Here is a 19895-nt window from a genome sequence, read left to right on the forward strand (position 1 = left end):
TTCCGACGATGCACAAGTGCTCTGGTCTAGGCGGCGGAGGGCGTTGCTACCTTGTCATCCTTCATGGATGACAGCGGCGCCGGACGTCCGAGGAGATAACCCTGGCCGATCTGACAAAACTCGCTTGCGAGGAATTTCAGCTCCTCGGTGGTCTCCACGCCTTCGGCCAGCACAGGCAGGCCGAGACCGCGCCCGATGCCCAGCACCGCCTTGACGATGGTGGCCGCCTGCCTGTTGGTGTCGACAGAGCGCACGAAGGAACCATCGATCTTGATCTTGTCGAATGGGAACGCCCGCAGGTTCGAAAGGGACGAATAGCCGGTGCCGAAATCGTCCATCGCCACCATCACGCCCAGCGTCTTGAGCTGGCGCAGCGTGGCCAGGGCGCGGTTCATGTCGCGAACGAGGGCCGTCTCGGTGATCTCGATCTCGAGCCGCCGCGGAGGAAGGCCGGTCCTGAGCAGGATCTCGTGGACCTTGTGCGCAAATTCAGGGCTGTGAAGCTGCACTGCCGAGACGTTCACGGCGACAGTGACGTGGCTGTCCCACCCGGCCGCGTCGTTACAGGCCGTTTCCAGGACCCACTCGCCGATCGGGACAATCGCGCCGCTGTCCTCCGCGACGGGCACGAATACGGCCGGCGAGATGCTGCCTCTCTCGGGATGGTGCCAGCGAAGCAGCGCTTCGAAGCCGATCGTCTCGCCGGTGTCGAGCTTCTTCTGCGGCTGGTAGACGAGGCTGAATTCGTTGCGCGACACCGCGTGGCGCAGCTCATGCTCCATCAGCCTGCGCATGCGCACTTCCTGGCCCATCTGCTTTTCGTAGAAGCGGAACGTGTCCCGGCCGTCTGCCTTGGCGCGGTAGAGCGCGGTGTCGGCCTGACCGACCAGCGTCTCGGCGTCGGTGGCATCGGACGGGCAGAGCGCAATGCCGATGCTTGTGGAGATGACCCCGTCGCTGGCCGCGTCACGATTTTCTACACGGAAGGCCTCGAGGACCGCCTCGGCGAGGCGGCTGGCTTCGTGACAGCCCTCGACGCCGGGCGCGATGATGGCAAACTCGTCGCCACCAAGACGCGCAAACATCTGGTCGCTTCCAAGCACGCCGGCCATGGACTGCGCAACGCGCTGCAACATGGCATCGCCGGCTGCATGGCCGAAGAGGTCGTTGATTTCCTTGAAGCGGTCGAGATCGAGGCACAGCAGCGCCAGCTGGCGGCCGTCGTCAGCGCCGTGGGTGGCGATCTCCTGCTCCAGCCGCTCGTTGAAGGCACGGCGGTTGGGCAGGCCGGTCAACGCATCATGCAAGGCCAGATGGCGGATGTCGGCCTCGGCCTTTTTGCGTTCGCGCAGATCGCGCACCGCGTAGACGGTATGCGGGACGCCGTTGTAGCTCATGGTGCGCGCCAGCACCTCGACCGGCAGCCGCTTGCCGTCGGCACGCAGCAGCAGCGTCTCGTCTTCGGGCGTCTTGGTTGCCTGACGCATGATCAAGCGGTCGAAGTCGACCCCGATCACATCCGACAGGGCGAGGCCCGAAAGGGTGAGGAAGCTGGCGTTGGCCGTGACGACGGTGCCGGCCTGGCAGACGACCAGCCCCTCGATCGCTGCATTGGCGAGATCGAGCAGGTGTTTTCTCTCGACATCCGAGCGGCGCAGGTCGCGCAGGTCAACCCACAGGGCCACCGCCGAAAGCAGAAGGATGACGAGCGCGGCGACGGCCACCGCAACGGCAAGCCAGGTCGCAGGAACGGCCGACGGCGCAATCGTCACGGAAGCGTCGGGCCGGATGGAGACGGCAGCCATGGCGATGAAGTGCAGGCTGCAGATCGCGAGCGTGAGAACGAGCGCGGCGACCGGCTTGCTCCAGCGTCCGGACATGGCGAGTGCCGCGCGGATCGCGCATGCACCGAAGATGACGGCGGCGACGAGGGATACGGCGACGTAGCGCTGGTCCCACATGAGCACGCCCTCGACCTCGAAGGCTGCCATGCCGATGAAATGCATGGCGGCGATGCCGCCGCCGATGATCGATCCACCGACGAGGTGGTGGTCAATGTTCTCCCTGATGGTCGCAAGATAGATGCCGAGGCCCGTTATCAGAACGGCCGCCCCAAGCGACAGAAGCGTCAGCGGCATATCGTAGGCCGCCGGCAGGGAAGGCGCAAAAGCGAGCATGGCCACGAAATGGGTGGCCCAGATGCCGAAGCCGATCGAGCAGGCGGTAAGGGCCGTCCATGCCAGATGCACGCGCCCTGTCGCCTTCTTGACGTGATCAAGAAGTGAAACCGCGGTCAGCGAGGATATGGCGCAGATGATCGCGGCGAGCAGCACGAGCCGCACGTCATGGTCTTCGACGATGCAATTGTAGACGGTCAGCATGCAGACAAGCCCCAACCCAGAAGATGAGTCACCAGAAGTACTTGGCTGGATTAGCTGAAGCTTGTTGAGAAACGCTTAAATGGCCGTCGGGCTTTTGACCGAACTCTGCGTCACCGGCCTGCTCGGATGGCAGGCCGGTGACGCAGGAGGCTTTTCGTCCGCAACGGAAGAGACGAGAAATACTCTAGTTCAGCGGGACTGAGACGCCGATCTTACCGCTGTAGCTTCGGGTATCGCCGCCGATGCCGGAGTAAGTGAAGGTCAGCCCCAGCGAGGCGCCGCCCGGCGTTCTGATGTCGGTGCCGGCCTGGATGCGTGCGTGGAAATCTTCGCTGCGCCCACCCGACGCCTCGTTGCGGAACTCGGCAACGCCTTCAAGGCGCAGCTTCGGCTCTATCACGTATCCGCTCTCCGTCAGGTGACGATAGGAGACACCGGGTCCGAACGCGAACTGGCCGACGCTATAGTCGACCGACGGAACGGTCACGCCCAGGCTGTCGACATAGGCCTTCGTGCGCTCGCCGAACCAGGAAAGGCCCGCGCGAGGTGCAAAGGTCCATGCGCCGTGGGTCCACTGGCCGCTCAATTGCGCGCTTGCGAGCCAGCGGCGCGCGTCGAAGTCGTCGGTGAAGGTGCCGAGCGGGTTGATGGTGTTCTGCGACGTGCCGGCCGCGCCCACCACATCGAGGAACAGATGCTCGGAAAGCCTTGCGGTGACATACGGGCCGGCAAGCCAGCCGGTGCCGCGCACGAAGCTGCCGTCCGCCAGCGGGGACTGGCTGAGATGATCGACCTGGAAGAAGGCGCCGACCAGCAGGTTGCGGTTGACCAGATAGTCCGCGCCGACAGAGGCGACGGCGAACTTGCCGTCAGCGCTGTCGCCGTCGAACCGACCATAGGTGCCCTCGAACCATATGTCGAAACGCGACTGCTTTTCCTTGCCGGCCAGCCTGTCCACCTGCGCGAGGCTGGTGGACATCGACAGCACACCGCCGTCGACAATGCCCGGGAGATAGGCCGAAAGCATCGAGACCGGATTGCCCATGGAGGGAGCGGTGCCGTTGAGACGGTCGATGCGGCGCTGCATGTCGGTCTGGTGCGAGAGGATGAGTGCGCCGCGGGCCTCGAGGAACTCGCCGATCATCTGAGTCGCCTTGTCGGCGGAGCTGAGCGAATTGAACGTGCAGGTGACCGTTTCGCCGGCGGTGAGGTTGATGGTAGCGGTGCGGGCCTCGATATTGCCCGCGCTGTCACCGTCGTCGCACGCGATGCCCACGAGCGCATAACCCTCGACACGTCGATCACCGGCGGTGACGACATAGCTGCCGGCCATGAGCCCTATCGGGCCGCTTTGTCCGGAGCCGTTTGCGGTGGCGATCGACAGATTGAGTTCCGGTGTGGCGGACGAGAAGTCGAAAGTGCTGTCCGTTCCGCTGACGGTCTGGCGGATGACGACGGTTCCTAGTGCGCGCACGCGCTGGAGCAGCGACGGTGATGTGCTGCCCGAGTAGCCGCTGCCGCCATTGTAGGTTGCCACGATCGTGTGGTCGCCTCCGGACAGTGCATTGGTTGTCAGCACCGCCGTGCCGCCGGAGAGCGCGACAGCGGGCTGCGCCGTCCCGTCGATCGTGAAGGTGACCGTGCCTGTGGGCGTGCCACTGCCGGTCACCGGTGCGACCGTTGCGGTGAAGCTGACGCTCTCGCCGAGATTCGATGGGTTGCTGCTGGAAGTGACGACGGTGGTCGTCGCCACCTGATTGACGGTCTGCGACAGGGTATCCGACGAGGCGAGGTAGGTCGTATCGCCCCCGTATGCAGCCTCGACCTGCCGCGAGCCCGGCGACAGCGTCGTCGTCGATACGCTCGCCTGTCCGCTCGCGTCTAGCGCGACCGGGGCTTGCGCCGTTCCGTCGATGGAGAAGGTGACGGTGCCAGTCGGCGTGCCGCCGCCCGATGCCGCAGCGATCGTTGCCGTGAATGTTACGGTCTCGCCGACAGTGGACGGATTGGCACTCGAAACGAGCGCTGTTGTCGTTCCGATCTGGTCGACGGTCTGGGTGAGGGTATCGCTGGAGGCGGTGTAAGCGGCGTCGCCGGAATAGGCAGCCTCGATGGTGCGGTTGCCCGGCGCGAGCGCGTCGGTGGCGAAGTTGGCCTGGCCGTTGCCGTCCAGAGCTACCGGAGCCTGCGCGACGCCGTCGACGGTGAAGGTGACGGTGCCCGTGGGTGTGCCGCCGCCGGATGCCGCTGCGACCGTTGCGTTGAAGGTGACGCTGTCGCCGCCGTTGGACGGATTCTGGCTGGATGTCAGCGCCGTCGTCGTGCCGATCTGGTCGACGGTCTGGGTGAGGGCATCGCTGGAGGCGGTGTAGGCTGCGTCGCCGGAATAGGCAGCCTCTATGGTGCGGTTGCCCGGCGCGAGCGCGTCGGTGGCGAAGCTGGCCTGGCCGTTGCCGTCGAGAGCTACCGGAGCCTGCGCGACGCCGTCGACGGTGAAGGTGACGGTGCCCGTAGGTGTGCCGCCGCCGGATGCCGCCGCGACCGTTGCGACGAAAGTGACGCTGTCGCCGCCGTTGGACGGGTTCTGGCTGGATGCCAACGCGGTTGTGGTTGCGATCTGTTCGACGGTCTGCGTCAGCGTGTCGGTCGAGCCCGTGTAGGTGGTATCGCCGGAATAGGCTGCCTCGATGGTCTTGCTGCCGGGAGCGAGCGACGCGGTCGTGAAGGTGGCCTGGCCGCTACCGTCGAGCGTGACCGGGGCCTGTGCGGTTCCGTCGACTGTAAAGGTGACGGTGCCGGTCGGCGTGCCGCCGCCGGATACAGCCGTGACCATGGCGGTGAAGGTGACGCTGTCGCCTCCGTTGGACGGATTGAGACTCGAGGCGAGTGCGGTCGTGGTGCCGATCTGGTTGACCGTCTGTATCAGCGAGGCGGTAGATGCAACGTAGTCGGTGTCGCCGGAATAGTCGGCGGCGATCGTATGGGCGCCTGACGCCAGCGCAGCGGTCGTCAGGCTTGCCTGGCCGCTGCCGTCGAGCGTCACAGGGGTCTGCGGGGTGCCGTCGACGGTGAAGGTGATCGTGCCGGTGGGCGTGCCGCCGCCGGATGCAGCAACCACGGTTGCGGTGAAGGTCACACTGTCACCGGGAGCGGAGGGGTTGAGGCTGGACGCAAGCGAGGTCGTGGTGCCGATCTGGTCGACGGTCTGCGTCAGCGAGGTGTTCGAGGCGACGTAATTGGTATCGCCCGAATAGTCAGCAGCGATGGCGTGGGCCCCAGGCGCAAGAGCGGCGGTGGAGAAGCTCGCCTGGCCGCTGCCGTCGAGCGGCACCGGTGCCTGCGGTGTGCCGTCGACCGAGAACGTGACCGTGCCGGTTGGCGTACTGCCGCCGGTCGTGGCTGCGACCGTCGCGGTGAAGGTAACGCTGTCGCCCAAACTGGACGGGTTCTGGCTGGAGGCCAGCGAGACCGTCGTGCCGATCTGGTTGACCGTTTGCGTCAGCGCGTCGTTGGAGGCGACATAGTTGGTATCGCCGGAATATGAAGCGCCGATCGACCTCGAGCCGATTGCAAGACCGGCGGTGGAGAAGCTGGCCTGGCCACTGCCGTTCAGCGCCACCGGCGCCTGGGGTGCGCCATCAACGGTAAACGTGACGGTGCCGGTGGGTGTGCCGCCGCCGGAGTTGGCTGTCACCGTGGCCGTAAATGTCACTGAATCGCCGACAGAGGAGGGATTCGCACTGGATGCGAGCGCAGTGGTTGTGGCGATCTGGTTGACGGTCTGCGTCAGGGAATCGTTCGAAGCGACGTAGTTGACGTCGCCGGAATATGAGGCGCCGATCGTGCGGCCGCCCGGTACGAGCGCTGCGGTCGAAAATGTCCCCTGTCCACTGCCGTTGAGCGCCACCGGAGCCTGCGGCGCGCCATCGACCGTGAAGGTGACGGTGCCCGTGGGCGTGCCACCGCCGGAAACGGCCGCCACCGTGGCCGTGAAGGTGACCGAGTCCCCGACATTCGACGGGTTGGCGCTCGATGCGAGGGCGGTGGTGGTTGCGATCTGATTGACGGTCTGCGCCAGGGAGTTGCTGGAGGCTACATAGTTGACGTCGCCGGAATATGACGCGCCGATCGTGCGGCCGCCCGGTACGAGCGCCGCGGTCGAAAATGTCGCCTGTCCACTGCCGTTGAGCGCCACCGGAGCCTGCGGCGCGCCGTCTATGGTGAAGGTGACGGTGCCGGTCGGCGTGCCGCCACCGGAATTGGCCGTCACCGTGGCCGTGAAGGTGACCGATGTTCCGACATTTGACGGATTAATACTCGAAACGAGCGCAGTGGTTGTGGCGATCTGGTTGACGGTCTGGGTGAGGGCGGTCGCCGTCGATGAAACGTTGTTGGTGTCGCCGCTGTAGCTTGCACCGATCGTATGGGGGCCGACCGCAAGCGCACTGGTGGAGATCGTCGCCTGTCCGCTGCCGTTGACCGGGATCGGTGTCTGCGGTGTGCCGTCGATGGTGAAGGTCACGGTGCCGGTTGGCGTGCCGCCGCCGGAATTCGGTGTGACGGTGGCCGTGAAGGTGACCGAGGCGCCTACACTGGACGGGTTGGCGCTTGAAGCGATGACCGTGGTCGTGGCGATCTGGTTGACGGTCTGGGTGAGGGCGGTTGCCGTCGACGAGATGTTGTTGGCGTCGCCGCTGTAGCTTGCACCGATCGTATGTGGACCGACCGCAAGCGAACTGGTGGTGAGTGCGGCCTGCCCGCTGCCGTTGACCGGGATCGGCGTCTGCGGCGCGCCGTCTATCGTGAAGGTCACGGTGCCGGTCGGTGTGCCGCTGCCGGAAACCGGCGCAACGGTGGCCGTGAAGGTGACCGCGGCTCCGACGTTCGAGGGATTGGCGCTTGAGGCGAGAACCGTGGTCGTGGCGACCTGGTTGACGGTCTGGCTGAGAGGCGCGGCGCTCGACGAATTGTGGACGGTGTCGCCGTTGTAGGTTGCGCCGATCGACCGTGTGCCGACCGCAAGCGAACTGGTGGTGAGCGTGGCCTGTCCGCTGCCGTTGACCGCGACCGGGGTCTGCGGCGCGCCGTCTATTGTGAAGGTGACATTGCCGGTCGGCGTGCCGCCGCCGGAAGTGGCCGTGACCGTGGCGGTAAAGGTGACGCTGGTTCCGCCCGTGGACGGGTTGAGACTTGAGGCAATCTGCGTGGTCGTGTCGCTCTTCACAACATGATTGGCGCCGGTGCCACTGCTGGCCGCGCAATTGTCGGAGCCAGACGGGGTGAACTGCGCGCTGACCGGATGGGAGCCGACCGGGAGCGCGGTGGTGCTGAACGAGGCATTTGCGCTTGGCGAAATGCCGCTCGGCGGCACGACCGTGATTGCCCCCGACGTCACCGACCCGATCGTGAATGTCATCGTACCGGAAGGCGCCAGGCCGGAATTACAGCCCATCGAACTGACGGACGCGTTGAAGGTGGCGTTGGCCCCCGCGGTCGTTGGATTGACCTGCGACTGAACGGTGGTGATGGTCGGCCCGCCGCCCTGCTGCGACATGGAGAAGAAGTTGCTGTTGGCGTTCCAGCCGCCGCCGATGCGCTGGCCGCTCATCGTGATGGTGTGCGAGAGATTCCCGCTCGACATGTTGGCCGAGGTGATCGCGTAGGTGCCGCTGCATGTCATGGTCTCGTTCGGCTCAAGCGTGCCACCGGGAATTGCGGGACAGCTTGCCGATACTCCGGGGCCATTGGCGGGATCAGGATTGCTCGGGGTGATCGTGTCGATGCTCGTGATCGTGAAGGCTGTCGGGTTCGACAGCTCGTAGGTGAAGGTGATGATCTGACCTTGGCTGTTGTAGCTCGAGGGGTTTGCGCTGATCGTGATGACCTGGGCGTAAGCTGCGGGCGCGGCGAAGGCGAAGCCGACCAGGGCAAGTACAACCGGCAGGCCGGCACGAATCGCGCGGACCGGCAAGTTCGCCAGGGTCGAAATACTCTGAAAGAAAACTGACAAAGCGCGTCTAAACGCGCCGCGTACCAGACGTAGCATTAGCTGCCCCCCGCGTTCGGTATTCTTGTGCCCGGCGCACAAAATGCCGATTATTTGAGCAGCAGAAGCAGTATTGACCCGAGGGTAGGTGAGTCAAGGTACGCGCGCGAAACTATTTCGAGGCACGCGCAATGGTCGCAGCGACGCGGCTAGAGCAGAAGACGGTTGCCGGTCGGCTGTGAATACCGGGCAAGGCGGCGTGCGGCGTGTCGCTTTGCGGGGCGGGCTCGCCTATATGGGGTGATAAAAGAGTTCCGCCGATGCGCTTTTCGCCCTCATTCCTCGACGAGATACGCGACCGTGTGCCGATTTCATCGGTGATCGGCGCTCGCGTGACGTGGGACCGGCGCAAGACGAATGCCCAGCGCGGCGACTACTGGGCCTGCTGTCCGTTTCATGGCGAGAAGTCGCCATCGTTTCACTGCGAGGACAAGAAAGGCCGCTATCACTGCTTCGGTTGCGGGGTATCGGGCGACCATTTCCGCTTCCTGACCGAGCTGGACGGCATGAGCTTTCCCGAGGCGGTCGAGCGGGTGGCGGAGATGGCCGGTGTGCCGATGCCGGCACGCGACGAGCAGGCCGAACGACGGGAGCGCGAGCGCACCACGCTGACCGACGTGATGGAGCTGGCGACGAAGTTCTTCCAGGAACAGCTACAGTCCGCCAGCGGCGCGAAGGCGCGCGCCTATCTGCGCGAGCGCGGCCTCTCGTCGGTAACGCAGCAGGCCTTCCGGATGGGCTATGCCCCCGACAGCCGTAACGCGCTGAAGGAGTTTCTGGCCGGCAAAGGCGCGAGCAGGGAGCAGATCGAGGCGTGCGGGCTGGTGGTGCACGGACCGGATATCCCCGTTTCATACGACCGGTTCCGCGACCGGGTGATGTTTCCGATCGAAGACAGCCGCGGCAAGGTGATCGCGTTCGGCGGGCGAGCGCTTTCGGCCGACGTACCGGCGAAGTACCTGAACTCGAACGATACCGAGCTCTTCCACAAGGGCAATGTGCTCTACAATTTCGCCCGCGCCCGCAAGGCACAGGTGAAGGCCGGCACGGTGATCGCCGTCGAGGGCTACATGGACGTGATCGCGCTGGCGCAGGCCGGCATCGAAAACGCGGTCGCGCCGCTCGGCACGGCGTTGACCGAAAACCAGCTAGAGCTGTTGTGGCGCATGACCGGCGAGCCGGTGTTGTGTTTCGACGGCGACCAGGCCGGGCTGAAGGCGGCGCACAGGGCGGCCGAACTGGCGCTGCCGCTGGTGCAGGCGGGGCGGACGTTGCGCTTCGCGCTTCTGCCGGAGGGGCAGGACCCTGACGATCTGGTGAAGGCCGGCGGGCCGGAAGCGTTTCGCGAGGTGCTGGCGCAGGCCCGGCCGCTGGCGGAACTGCTGTGGCTGCGCGAGACGTCCGGCGGCGTGTTCGACACACCTGAACGCCGCGCCGAGCTAGAACGGACACTGCGCGATCTCACCAGCCGCATCCGCGACGAAAGCGTGCGGCGGCACTACCAGCAGGATATGCGCGAGCGCGTGCAGGCCTTCTTCGGAAGCAATCGCGGGCGCGACAACCGCTTCGGCGGGCAGGAGCGCGGCGGCTACGGTGCAGGGCGCGGGCGGCCGGGGCAGGCTTCGGGCCGGCTGGCGGTGAGCGACAGCCTCGCGCGGTCGGCACTCGTTCGCAGCAGCGGAGGGCCTCTGCCGCTGCGTGACACGGCGATGCTGGTGGCGATGGTCAACCACCCGACATTGCTCGACGATTATTTCGATGCGTTCGAGCATATGAACCTGCAGCACCCCGACCTCAAGCGGCTGCATGCCGCACTGCTCGACGCGCTGGCCCACGGCGCGGCGCACGAGCGGTCGACGCTTGTCGGCGCGCTGGAACAGGCCGGGCTGAGCGGCACGTGGGATAACGCCGTCGCGCTGGTGCGCCGGGCGCGCCTTTGGCCGGCGCTGGAAGATGCCGCACTCGACGACGTGCGGGAAGCCTTCGGCCAGCTTGCCGCACTTCATTCGCGCACCCGCGAATTGCGCGAGCAGCGCTCGAGCGTGGAAGCCGCACTCGCGGAAGCGGTGGAGGGCGGCGAAGAGCAGTCATGCCAGCACCTGCTGCACGTGCTGAACGCCATCAGCGCCGACATCGCCAATCTGGAACGGCTGGAAGCGCTGATCGAGGGGTTCGGGGTTTCGTCCGGGCGGGTGTAGCGGCTGGTCTTCGCTGCGACCATGGCCGCGACTTAAGGCCAATTTGACGCACCGACACACCGCAAGTCTGCTGGCACGTTCCAGCCGGCACCCCTATGACGTCGCCGTTGGGCAGCCGCGCAATCTCGCAGGGACATCATGCATAATCGCTATGGGAAGCTCGCTTCGTGGGTCTACGATCTCGACAAGCCGGTGGGACGGTCCTTCGGCGATGTCGAGTATTATCTTCAGCGGCTTGCCGGATGCGATGGTCCGGTGCTGGAGCCCGCCGTCGGCAACGGACGGATTCTCGTGCCGCTGCTCGAGGCCGGTCTCGCCGTCGAGGGGTTCGACGCTTCGGAAGAGATGCTTTTTTATTGTCGCCAGATATGTGGCGCTCGCCACTTGCCGGCCAATCTGACACGCCAGACGTTCGATACATTCTCTTATGACAAGCGCTTTGCCGCCATCATCGTGCCGGCCGGTTCATTCCAGCTTGTGACCGACGTTGGAACTGCACGGGCGGTGATCGCGCGGTTCCGCGACCATTTGCAGCCCGGCGGCAGACTTATCCTTGATCTCGACCCGGCTGGTGCATTTGGGGGGCCTGCAATGTCGGTACGAAGCTGGGAGACGGATGATGGCGGCCTGCTGACGCTGACCGACCAACGCGTGGAAACCGATCATGTGGCGCAGGTGACGCTGTCTCATCTTCGCTATGAGCTGTGGCGCGAGGGCCGGCTCGTCGACACCGAACTGGATCTCTTCAGGCTGCGATGGTGGGGTGTCACGGAGTTCGGATTGGCGCTCGAGGCCGCTGGCTTCACGGATGTTACGGTCTCCGGCAACTACGCCTTCGGACGCGCACCGCGAGACGGAGACAACATTATCACCTTCGAGGCGCGCTGGCCCGGTTGACGGGAGCATCGTGCGGCCATCTCTTTCGCGAGCGCCCCTTGTCGAAACTTCGACGGCTCTCTACATAGGCGCAGCGAGGCGGATGGCTTCGCAGGATACCCTTGACCGCTTGACGGTTGGGGCAGGCTGAGGAGCATTTGATTCGCTTTTTTATGCCGAATCAGCTCTAGCCGCTTGACCTTCCGCGTGAATGACGGAATCAGGACGATCGCAATCGTGACGGACGAGGTCTGGGCCTCGCTGGGGTAAAAAGGATGCGGCTGCCGTTGGACGGCCGGGATATGCGCCTTATATGCCGTATAGCAGGGTTAATCGGGAATTAAGGCAAACGCAGCTATCGCGGTCTAGGCGCAAGTAGAAACCGATCTTGCCGCGCACGCAGGGGCTTTGACGCCTCGACGAAGCTTCTGCCGCTTGGAGAAAAAACAATATGGCGACAAAAGAGAAGGAAGAGGTCGAAACCGAACGCGAGGGCACGACCGACGGTCCCCTGCTCGACCTTTCCGACGACGCTGTCAAGAAGATGATCAAGGTCGCCAAGAAGCGCGGCTATGTCACGATGGACGAGCTCAATGCCGTCCTGCCCTCCGAAGAGGTCACGTCCGAACAGATCGAAGACACGATGGCGATGCTGTCCGACATGGGCATCAACGTGGTCGAGGACGACGAGGCGGGCGAGGAAGCGGACAACAACAACAACTCCGACGCCGAGGAAGACGCCAACGAGCTGGCAGAGCAGACCGGCACGGCCGTTGCCGCGACGCCGGCCAAGAAGGAGCCGACCGACCGCACCGACGACCCAGTGCGCATGTATCTGCGCGAGATGGGTTCGGTTGAGCTGCTTTCGCGCGAAGGCGAAATCGCCATCGCCAAGCGCATCGAGGCCGGCCGCGAGACGATGATCGCGGGCCTGTGCGAGAGCCCGCTGACGTTCCAGGCCATCATCATCTGGCGTGACGAGCTCAACGAAGGCAAGATCCTGCTGCGCGAGATCATCGATCTCGAGGCGACCTATGCCGGTCCCGAGGCCAAGCAGGCACCGACAGTCGAGCGCGTCGAGGAAGACGACAAGCCCAAGACAGAGGATGCCCGCGGCGGACGCCGTGGCCGCGAAGACGACGACATCACCAATGTCGGCGGCGAGAGCCGCGCCGAGGAAGAGGACGACGAGGAAGACGAGGCCAACCTGTCGCTCGCCGCGATGGAAGCCGAGCTGCGCCCGCAGGTGATGGAGACGCTCGACGTCATCGCATCCACCTACAAGCGGCTGCGCAAGCTTCAGGACCAGCAGGTCGAGGCACGCCTTGCAGCCGCCGGCGCGCTGTCTTCCAGCCAGGAGCGTTCCTACAAGAAGCTCAAGGAAGAGCTGATCACGGCGGTGAAGTCGCTGTCGCTCAATCAGGCGCGCATCGAGGCGCTCGTCGAGCAGCTCTACGACATCAACAAGCGACTGGTGCAGAACGAAGGCAAGCTGCTGCGTCTGGCCGAAAGCTACGGCGTTCGGCGCGAGGATTTCCTGAAGGAATATCAGGGCACCGAGCTCGACCCGAACTGGATGAAAGCGATCGCCAACCTGTCCAGCCGCGGCTGGAAGGAATTCTACCAGAACGAAAAAGAGACCATCAAGGAAATCCGCTCGGAAATCCAGAACCTGGCCACCGAGACGGCGATCTCGATTCTCGAGTTCCGCAAGATCGTGAACCAGGTGCAGAAGGGCGAGCGCGAGGCAGCCATCGCCAAGAAGGAGATGGTCGAGGCAAATCTGCGCCTCGTGATCTCCATCGCCAAGAAGTACACGAACCGCGGCCTGCAGTTCCTCGACCTGATCCAGGAAGGCAATATCGGCCTGATGAAGGCGGTGGACAAGTTCGAGTATCGCCGCGGCTACAAGTTCTCCACCTATGCGACGTGGTGGATCCGGCAGGCGATCACCCGTTCGATCGCCGACCAGGCGCGCACGATCCGCATTCCGGTGCACATGATCGAGACGATCAACAAGATCGTGCGGACCTCGCGCCAGATGCTGCATGAGATCGGTCGCGAGCCGACGCCGGAGGAACTGGCCGAGAAGCTGGCGATGCCGCTGGAAAAGGTGCGCAAGGTTCTCAAGATCGCCAAGGAGCCGATCTCGCTCGAAACGCCGGTCGGCGACGAGGAAGACAGCCACCTCGGCGATTTCATCGAGGACAAGATGGCGATCCTGCCGATCGATGCTGCGATCCAGGCGAATCTGCGCGAGACGACCACGCGCGTGCTCGCTTCGCTGACGCCGCGCGAGGAGCGTGTGCTGCGCATGCGCTTCGGCATCGGCATGAACACCGACCACACGCTGGAGGAAGTTGGCCAGCAGTTCTCGGTGACGCGCGAGCGTATCCGTCAGATCGAGGCCAAGGCGCTGCGCAAGCTCAAGCACCCGAGCCGCTCGCGCAAGCTGAGAAGCTTCCTCGACAGTTGAGTCCGGAAGCAAGCTCAAGCGTTTGAAGCTAAATCGAAAAACCCGGCTACACGCCGGGTTTTTCTTTGTCCGATGAAGTGGGCCGAGAGGCGGGAGCATCCGGCGCCAGCCGCTCCAGCGCGCGCAGCATTTCCCTGATGCCGCGGGTGAGCGGCTTGTCGCGCCGCACGACGCTCGCCAGGGTGCGATGCAGCTGCGGCGACAGGCGAGAATACGAGGCTGCGCCTTTTCGTTTCTCCGCGCCGAGCGACGATGCCGGCAGGATCGAACAGCCGAGGCCGGCCGCGACCAGTTCCTTGATCGCCTCGACGCTGCCGAGCGACATCGCCGGCCTGAACTGGATGCCGGCAGAGGCAAACCATTGATCGACGATACGGCGCGTGTTGCCGCCGGGCTCGAAGAGCAGCAACGGCATTTCCGCCAGTGCGGCAGGGGTCGCAGGATCGGGCAACACGGTGCCCGGCGGGGCGATTGCCACGAATTCTTCCTCCATGACCGGCTGTATTTCGAGAATGCGGCCCGATGCCGGCATGGTGACCAGAGCGATGTCGAGCGTGTTTTCCTCGACGGCCCGGACGATTTCAGCCGTGTTGCCGGTGCTGACGGTGATTTCGAGATCAGGAAAGCGCTCGCGCAGTTCGCGCAACAGCGGCGGCAGGAGGAAGATGCAGGCGGTCGCGCCGGTGCCGAGCCTCACGAGGCCCATCGTGCCGGATGCATAGCGCCCGACAGCGTCAAGCGTGGCCGCGACCTCGCCTTCGATCCTTCCCGCGTGGTGTAGAAGTTCCGCGCCTGCGGGCGTGGGGCGTGTGCCGCGTCCGACGCGTTCGATGAGCCTGACGCCCAGACGCTTTTCGAGCTGGCGGATCTGCAGGCTGACGGCCGGTTGCGTCAGGCCCAGCCGGGTGGCCGCCGCCGAAAAGCCCCCGTGCTCCACGACGGCAACGAAGGTGCGCAGGTAATCCAGATTGAGGCCTCTCATATCAAAGAAAATCTCATATGAATCATCAACAGGCAAATCTTTCCTTATTCTAAATCATCGCGCATGATGGCGGGCATGCAACGTCGAGCGAGCAGGTGAAGCCATGGCTGATGCGGGTGCCCCCAGGACAAGCGTAATCGTTCGCGATGCGGGCGATGCCGATATGGCGGCGATCCGGGCGATCTACGCGCATCATGTGCTGCATGGGCTGGCGACCTTCGAGGAGGTGCCGCCGGCGGTCGAGGAGATGCTGGCGCGGCGTGCCGCGGTGCTTGCAGCGGGGCTTCCGTATCTTGCCGCCGAACTGGACGGACAGGTGGTCGGTTACGCCTATGCCACGGCTTACAGGCCGCGGCCGGCCTATCGGTTTTCGATCGAGGATTCCGTCTATGTCGCCGACGGGCTTGCGGGAAAGGGCATCGGCAGCGCGTTGCTGGGCGAGCTGATTGCGCGTTGCGAAAAGGGGCCGTGGCGGCAGATGCTGGCAGTGATCGGCAACAGCGGCAACGAGGGCTCGATTGCGCTGCACAGGCGCATGGGATTTGCCCATGCCGGAACGTTCACCTCGGTGGGCTTCAAGCTCGGCCGATGGGTCGACACCGTGCTGATGCAGCGGCCGTTGGGTGCGGGCGACACAACGCTGCCTTCAGCGCTGAACGCAGGGTAGCCCGCCAGATCAGCTCTTTGCGGCCACCAGCGCATCGATGACGGCGGCCAGCACCTTGCGGTGATCCTCCGGCGGGGAGCCTGCCTCGATAGCGAGTGCCGCGCGGTCGAACATCGCGCCGAGCTGGGCGGCCAGCGCATCAAGTGGGAGGGCGGACAGGTCGCCGGCCTGCATGGCTGCTTCCAACCCTATCTTGAGGGTGCTGTTGGCGTGGCGGGCATCGATCTCGTCCATCGCCGCGCGGCCCAGTACGGCCGGCCCATCGAGCAGCAGGAGCCGGGTGCGGCCCGGCACTGCCATCGCTTCCAGAAAGGTCTCGCCGCCGCGCACAAGCGCATCGCGCGCCGAAAGGGCCTCGGGGGCCGCGCGGTCGATTTCATCCGCCACGGCCTGCGATTCCGCTTCGACAACGGCGCGCAGCAGGGCCTGCTTGTCGGCAAAGTGGTGATAGAGCGCGCCGCGCGTGACGCCGGCGGCGGCCACGATTTCCGGCGTGCCGGTCTCCGCATAGGATTTTTCGACGAACAGTTTTCGTGCGGCATCGAGCAGCGCGGCGCGGGTTGCCTCCGTGCGCTCGCGGTTGGAGCGGCGCGGGGAATTTGCTTCTTGCATACATGCAGCCTGTATGTTAATTGAATAGATACATGCAGATTGTATGTTAATGGCAAGCGAAAGGGAAGACCATGAAAGCGACCAGCTATTATCCCGTGATCATGACCGGCGACGTTGCCGGCACGACGGCATTCTATGTGGAGCATTTCGGCTTCACGCCGATGTTCGAAAGCGAGTGGTACGTGCATCTGACATCGAGCGAGGACGAGACGATCAACCTCGCGATCCTCGACGGCAGCCATGAGACCATCCCCGAACAGGGCAGGGGCCGCGTGTCTGGCCTGCTGCTCAACTTCGAGGTGGAGGACGTGGATACCGTGCACGACCGGCTGGTGGCCGCCGGGCTGCCGGTGCTGCGCTCGCTGCGCGACGAGGATTTCGGACAGCGCCACTTCATTACCGCCGACCCCAACGGCGTGCTGATCGACATCATCAAGCCGATCCCGCCAAACGCCGAATACGCGGCGCAGTATGCGGAGGAGGCACTGCCGGTCTGACGTCTAGCCGGTGGAGTGAGATCGTCCCGGCTCCGGGCCCACATAGCGGGCGCGGGGCCGGATGAGCGTGCCGGTCTCCAGTTGTTCGATGCCGTGCGCGACCCAGCCGGCCGTGCGGGCGACGGCGAAGATCGCCGTCTCGTGTCCGACAGGCATGCCGAACATGCGCATCATCACCGCCAGCGCGTAATCGATGTTGGGATGGAGGCCCGTCGCCTCGGTAACGAGCGCCGGGGCCTCGGCCGCCAGCCGCCTGTCGACCCCGGCCTTGACGAGCGCGCGCAGCAAAACATCCGCGCGCGGGTCGCCATCCGCGTAGACGCTGTGGCCGAAGCCGGGGATGGTTTCGCCCAGTTCCACGCGGTCGGCCACCCTTTCGGCGATGTCGCCCTCGGCAAGCTCCGTCACGAAACGGGCCGCAAGCGGGCCGGCGCCGCCGTGGCGCGGACCCTTCAGCGCGACAAGGCCGGCAATCAGGGCGTCGTGGAGGCTGAGGCCGGTGGAGACGGCGCTGCGCACGGTCCAGGTGGAGGCGTTCAGCTCATGGTCGGCAAGAAGCACGAGCGCGCGGCGGACGAGCTCGCCGGCGCGGGCCTCGCCCGGCATCCAGGCATCGGCCAGTTGCAGGTGCAGCGGACGCGGCGATGGGTCCGTGCCGAGGATCGCGGCTGCGACGAGGCGCATGACGCGCGCGCCGGCGGCCATGCGGCCTTCGGGCGAGCGGTTGTGGGCGCGGGGATCGGCATCGCAGGCCAGCGACAGGGCGGCGATCGCGCGCGGCAGCGGCTTTGCCGGCAAGGCCGCCTGCATGATTGCCTGCATCTCCGTGCTGACCACCGGCATGTTTCCGGCCTCGAACGGGTCGGCACCGCGCGCGTCCCACAGGATCTGCGCCGTCTGCTCCAGCGTAGCCGTATCGGACAGGGCGACTGCAGGCACGCCGCGATAGATCGGGCCAGCCTCGGTGATCGTTGACACGGAAGAATCGAGCACGGGCATCGCCGCTTCGCCCTGGGTCGTTGGCGAAGCGTTGCGGCGCGCGCGCAGGGCGCGGATGTCGTCGGCGCGATAGCGGCGGCTTCTGCTGTCGCCAACCGCCTCGGAGCGGATCAGGCCGCGGCTGACATAGGCGTAGAGGGTCGCGGGCGTGACCGAGAGCTCGGCAGCGGCTTCGCGGGCGGTGAGATAAGCGGGCGTCGGCGCATTTTTCATATTGATCAAGCTAATCAATATTGATCAATGATGGAAGGGACATCACCTTGTTGCGATGCAGCAGGAGATAGATCGATGATCATTCACACCAAATCGGCAGCAGGACTCGACGGGGTTGCGGCAGCAGTGACCGCGCTTTCTCACGTCGATGGCGAGCACGGCGAACTGATCGTTGCCGGCACGCGTATCGGCGACCTCGCCGAGCGGACAGACTTCGAGGGTCTTGTCGCGCGGCTGTGGAGCGCTGCTTCGGCCAAGCCCGTGAATGAGACGGACGTGCGGCGCTGGCTGGGCGAGGCCAGGGTTGCCGCCTTTGCACGGATGAAAACGGTCCTGCCGGTGACCGATGGCGTGCCGACGATCGAGGCGTTTCGCATCGGCGTCGCGGGAATCTCGCCGGCCGACGGCATGCCGCTGGAGGCAGCCATCGTCGGTGCGATGCCGGTGATTGCCGCATGCCTCGTGCGCCAGGCGCAGGGCGAGGCACCGGTCGAGCCTGACCCGTCGATGGGACACGCGGCGGACCTTCTGCGGATGATGCGGGGCGAGGTTGCGTCGGACGACGAGGCGAAGGCGCTCGATGCCTATCTGGTGACGGTGGCCGACCACGGCATGAACGCCTCCACCTTCGCCGCGCGGGTGGTCGCTTCCACGCAGGCCGACCTCGCGATGTCGGTGCTGGCCGGCTACTGCGCGCTGACGGGGCCGCTGCACGGTGGGGCGCCCGAACCGGTGCTCGACATGCTCGACACCATCGCGACGCCCGACCGGATCGGCGAATGGATCGATGCCGCCCTTGCGCGCGGCGAGCGGCTGATGGGCTTCGGCCATCGTATCTACAAGGTGCGCGACCCCCGGGCCGATGTGCTGAAGCAGGCCGTGGAGCGGCTTGGCGGGCGCGGAACCGACCTTGGTTTCGCGGCCGAGGTGGAGGCCTATGCGCGTCGGGCGCTGGAGATCGCCAAGCCGGATCGCCGGCTCGACACCAATGTCGAGTTTTACACGGCGATACTGCTCGACGCGCTGGGCATTCCGCGGCGGGCGTTCACGCCGGTGTTCGCGGTGGGCCGCAGCGCGGGCTGGACGGCGCACGCCATCGAACAGCAGCGCACGGGCAGGTTGCTGAGGCCGACCGCGATCTATACCGGAGCGATGCCGGAATAGGCATTGCCAACCCTAACGGCGCGCAGGCCGATCACGTTGGACCTATCTCGTCCAGCGAGGAGATTGCAGGAACCGCGTTGTCAGGATGATCATGTCGCGGGGGCTGGCCGACTTGCGCCAGTGCCTCGCCGCTGGTTGACTGGCCCCGGCAAAGGTCGAGGCGGCGTCTGTGGACAAGGTTGATTTCAAGAAGACGATGAAGGCGCTGTGGCAGCCGCCGGCTGGGCGCTTCACTGTGGTCGACGTTCCGCCGATGCAGTTCGTCAAGGTCGACGGGCATGGCGACCCCAACACCGCGCCGGCCTACAAGCGCGCGGTCGAATGGCTCTATTCGGTCAGCTATCCGGTGAAGTTCATGTCGAAGAAGGAATTGGGCCGCGACTATGCGGTGATGCCGCTCGAGGGATTGTGGTGGGCGCAGGACATGTCCACCTTCCTGAGCCGCGACAAGGATGCTTGGTCGTGGACGATGATGATCATGCAGCCGGAGTGGATCACGCAAGCCATGTTCGAGGCGGCGGTGGACAAGGCAGAGGCGAAGTTCGGCGTGCCGCCGGAGACGCTGCGGCTGGAGGCTTACGATGAGGGGCTGAGCGTGCAGGTCATGCATGTCGGCTCCTATGACGACGAGGGGCCGGTGCTGCGCCGCCTGCACAAGGAATTCCTGCCGGAGAACGGGCTCGCCGAGACCGGGCACCATCACGAAATCTACATTTCGGACCCGCGCAAGACGGCGCCGGAAAAGCTCAAGACCGTGCTGCGCCAGCCGGTGCGGCGCTTGTGA

At 65.2% G+C, this 19895-nt stretch carries 12 protein-coding genes; 7 read left to right on the forward strand and 5 right to left on the reverse strand.

The window, feature by feature from the left end; all coding sequences use genetic code 11:
• Window positions 1-26: 26 nt before the first annotated feature.
• Both V1479_RS18315 and V1479_RS18320 read right to left on the reverse strand, forming a co-directional pair.
• Window positions 27-2381, reverse strand: coding sequence for an EAL domain-containing protein (locus V1479_RS18315; RefSeq protein ID WP_368804207.1), 2355 nt, complete (start codon window positions 2379-2381; stop codon window positions 27-29).
• Between the two features lie 184 nt (window positions 2382-2565).
• Window positions 2566-8352 (reverse strand): Ig-like domain repeat protein, encoded by a 5787-nt coding sequence (locus tag V1479_RS18320; protein WP_368804208.1) that lies wholly within the window; start codon window positions 8350-8352, stop codon window positions 2566-2568.
• 335 nt (window positions 8353-8687) lie between these two features.
• On the opposite strand from V1479_RS18320, the gene dnaG reads away from it, so the two are divergent.
• From dnaG to rpoD, 3 genes are all read left to right on the forward strand, one after another.
• Window positions 8688-10625 carry a DNA primase gene (dnaG, locus tag V1479_RS18325; RefSeq protein ID WP_368804209.1) on the forward strand — a complete coding sequence of 646 codons (1938 nt, stop codon included), beginning with the start codon at window positions 8688-8690 and terminating at the stop codon, window positions 10623-10625.
• Window positions 10626-10763: 138 nt separating this feature from the next.
• On the forward strand, window positions 10764-11522 hold the full coding sequence (locus tag V1479_RS18330; protein ID WP_368804210.1) for a class I SAM-dependent methyltransferase: 759 nt from the start codon (window positions 10764-10766) through the stop codon (window positions 11520-11522).
• A 430-nt stretch (window positions 11523-11952) separates the two neighbouring features.
• Window positions 11953-13977, forward strand: a complete 2025-nt coding sequence (gene rpoD / locus V1479_RS18335) for an RNA polymerase sigma factor RpoD (RefSeq protein WP_368804211.1) — start codon at window positions 11953-11955, stop codon at window positions 13975-13977.
• Window positions 13978-14023: 46 nt separating this feature from the next.
• Here rpoD and V1479_RS18340 read toward each other — a convergent pair whose 3' ends face one another.
• The gene (locus V1479_RS18340) at window positions 14024-14959 is read right to left on the reverse strand and encodes a LysR family transcriptional regulator (protein ID WP_368804212.1); all 936 of its coding nucleotides are present in this window, start codon (window positions 14957-14959) and stop codon (window positions 14024-14026) included.
• Between the two features lie 103 nt (window positions 14960-15062).
• Here V1479_RS18340 and V1479_RS18345 point away from each other — a divergent pair, with 103 nt between their 5' ends.
• Complete coding sequence (locus tag V1479_RS18345) at window positions 15063-15626, forward strand: GNAT family N-acetyltransferase (RefSeq protein ID WP_368804213.1); 564 nt, start codon at window positions 15063-15065, stop codon at window positions 15624-15626.
• Between the two features lie 9 nt (window positions 15627-15635).
• On the opposite strand, the gene V1479_RS18350 is transcribed toward V1479_RS18345, so the two are convergent.
• The gene (locus V1479_RS18350) at window positions 15636-16238 is read right to left on the reverse strand and encodes a TetR/AcrR family transcriptional regulator (RefSeq protein WP_368804214.1); all 603 of its coding nucleotides are present in this window, start codon (window positions 16236-16238) and stop codon (window positions 15636-15638) included.
• 71 nt (window positions 16239-16309) lie between these two features.
• On the opposite strand from V1479_RS18350, the gene V1479_RS18355 reads away from it, so the two are divergent.
• A complete protein-coding gene (locus V1479_RS18355; protein ID WP_368804215.1) occupies window positions 16310-16735 on the forward strand; it encodes a VOC family protein in 426 nt (141 codons plus the stop codon).
• Window positions 16736-16738: 3 nt separating this feature from the next.
• Here V1479_RS18355 and V1479_RS18360 read toward each other — a convergent pair whose 3' ends face one another.
• On the reverse strand, window positions 16739-17947 hold the full coding sequence (locus V1479_RS18360) for a citrate synthase family protein (protein ID WP_368804216.1): 1209 nt from the start codon (window positions 17945-17947) through the stop codon (window positions 16739-16741).
• Between the two features lie 75 nt (window positions 17948-18022).
• Between V1479_RS18360 and V1479_RS18365 the strand changes: the two genes are divergently transcribed.
• Both V1479_RS18365 and V1479_RS18370 read left to right on the forward strand, forming a co-directional pair.
• Window positions 18023-19111 carry a citrate synthase/methylcitrate synthase gene (locus V1479_RS18365; RefSeq protein WP_368804217.1) on the forward strand — a complete coding sequence of 363 codons (1089 nt, stop codon included), beginning with the start codon at window positions 18023-18025 and terminating at the stop codon, window positions 19109-19111.
• A gap of 169 nt (window positions 19112-19280) precedes the next feature.
• Window positions 19281-19895 (forward strand): GyrI-like domain-containing protein, encoded by a 615-nt coding sequence (locus tag V1479_RS18370; RefSeq protein WP_368804218.1) that lies wholly within the window; start codon window positions 19281-19283, stop codon window positions 19893-19895.

Origin of the sequence: Neoaquamicrobium sediminum (genome assembly GCF_040970315.1) — a bacterium.
GTDB classification, from domain to species: Bacteria; Pseudomonadota; Alphaproteobacteria; order Rhizobiales; family Rhizobiaceae; genus Aerobium; species Aerobium sediminum.

What these genes read in the sequence shown, in the direction of transcription:
- V1479_RS18315 (WP_368804207.1), bottom strand. Translation starts at nt 2,381, where the DNA reads ATGCTGACCGTCTACAATTGCATCGTCGAAGACCATGACGTGCGGCTC.
- dnaG (WP_368804209.1), top strand. Translation starts at nt 8,688, where the DNA reads ATGCGCTTTTCGCCCTCATTCCTCGACGAGATACGCGACCGTGTGCCG.
- V1479_RS18330 (WP_368804210.1), top strand. Translation starts at nt 10,764, where the DNA reads ATGCATAATCGCTATGGGAAGCTCGCTTCGTGGGTCTACGATCTCGAC.
- rpoD (WP_368804211.1), top strand. Translation starts at nt 11,953, where the DNA reads ATGGCGACAAAAGAGAAGGAAGAGGTCGAAACCGAACGCGAGGGCACG.
- V1479_RS18340 (WP_368804212.1), bottom strand. Translation starts at nt 14,959, where the DNA reads ATGAGAGGCCTCAATCTGGATTACCTGCGCACCTTCGTTGCCGTCGTG.
- V1479_RS18345 (WP_368804213.1), top strand. Translation starts at nt 15,063, where the DNA reads ATGGCTGATGCGGGTGCCCCCAGGACAAGCGTAATCGTTCGCGATGCG.
- V1479_RS18350 (WP_368804214.1), bottom strand. Translation starts at nt 16,238, where the DNA reads ATGCAAGAAGCAAATTCCCCGCGCCGCTCCAACCGCGAGCGCACGGAG.
- V1479_RS18355 (WP_368804215.1), top strand. Translation starts at nt 16,310, where the DNA reads ATGAAAGCGACCAGCTATTATCCCGTGATCATGACCGGCGACGTTGCC.
- V1479_RS18360 (WP_368804216.1), bottom strand. Translation starts at nt 17,947, where the DNA reads ATGAAAAATGCGCCGACGCCCGCTTATCTCACCGCCCGCGAAGCCGCT.
- V1479_RS18365 (WP_368804217.1), top strand. Translation starts at nt 18,023, where the DNA reads ATGATCATTCACACCAAATCGGCAGCAGGACTCGACGGGGTTGCGGCA.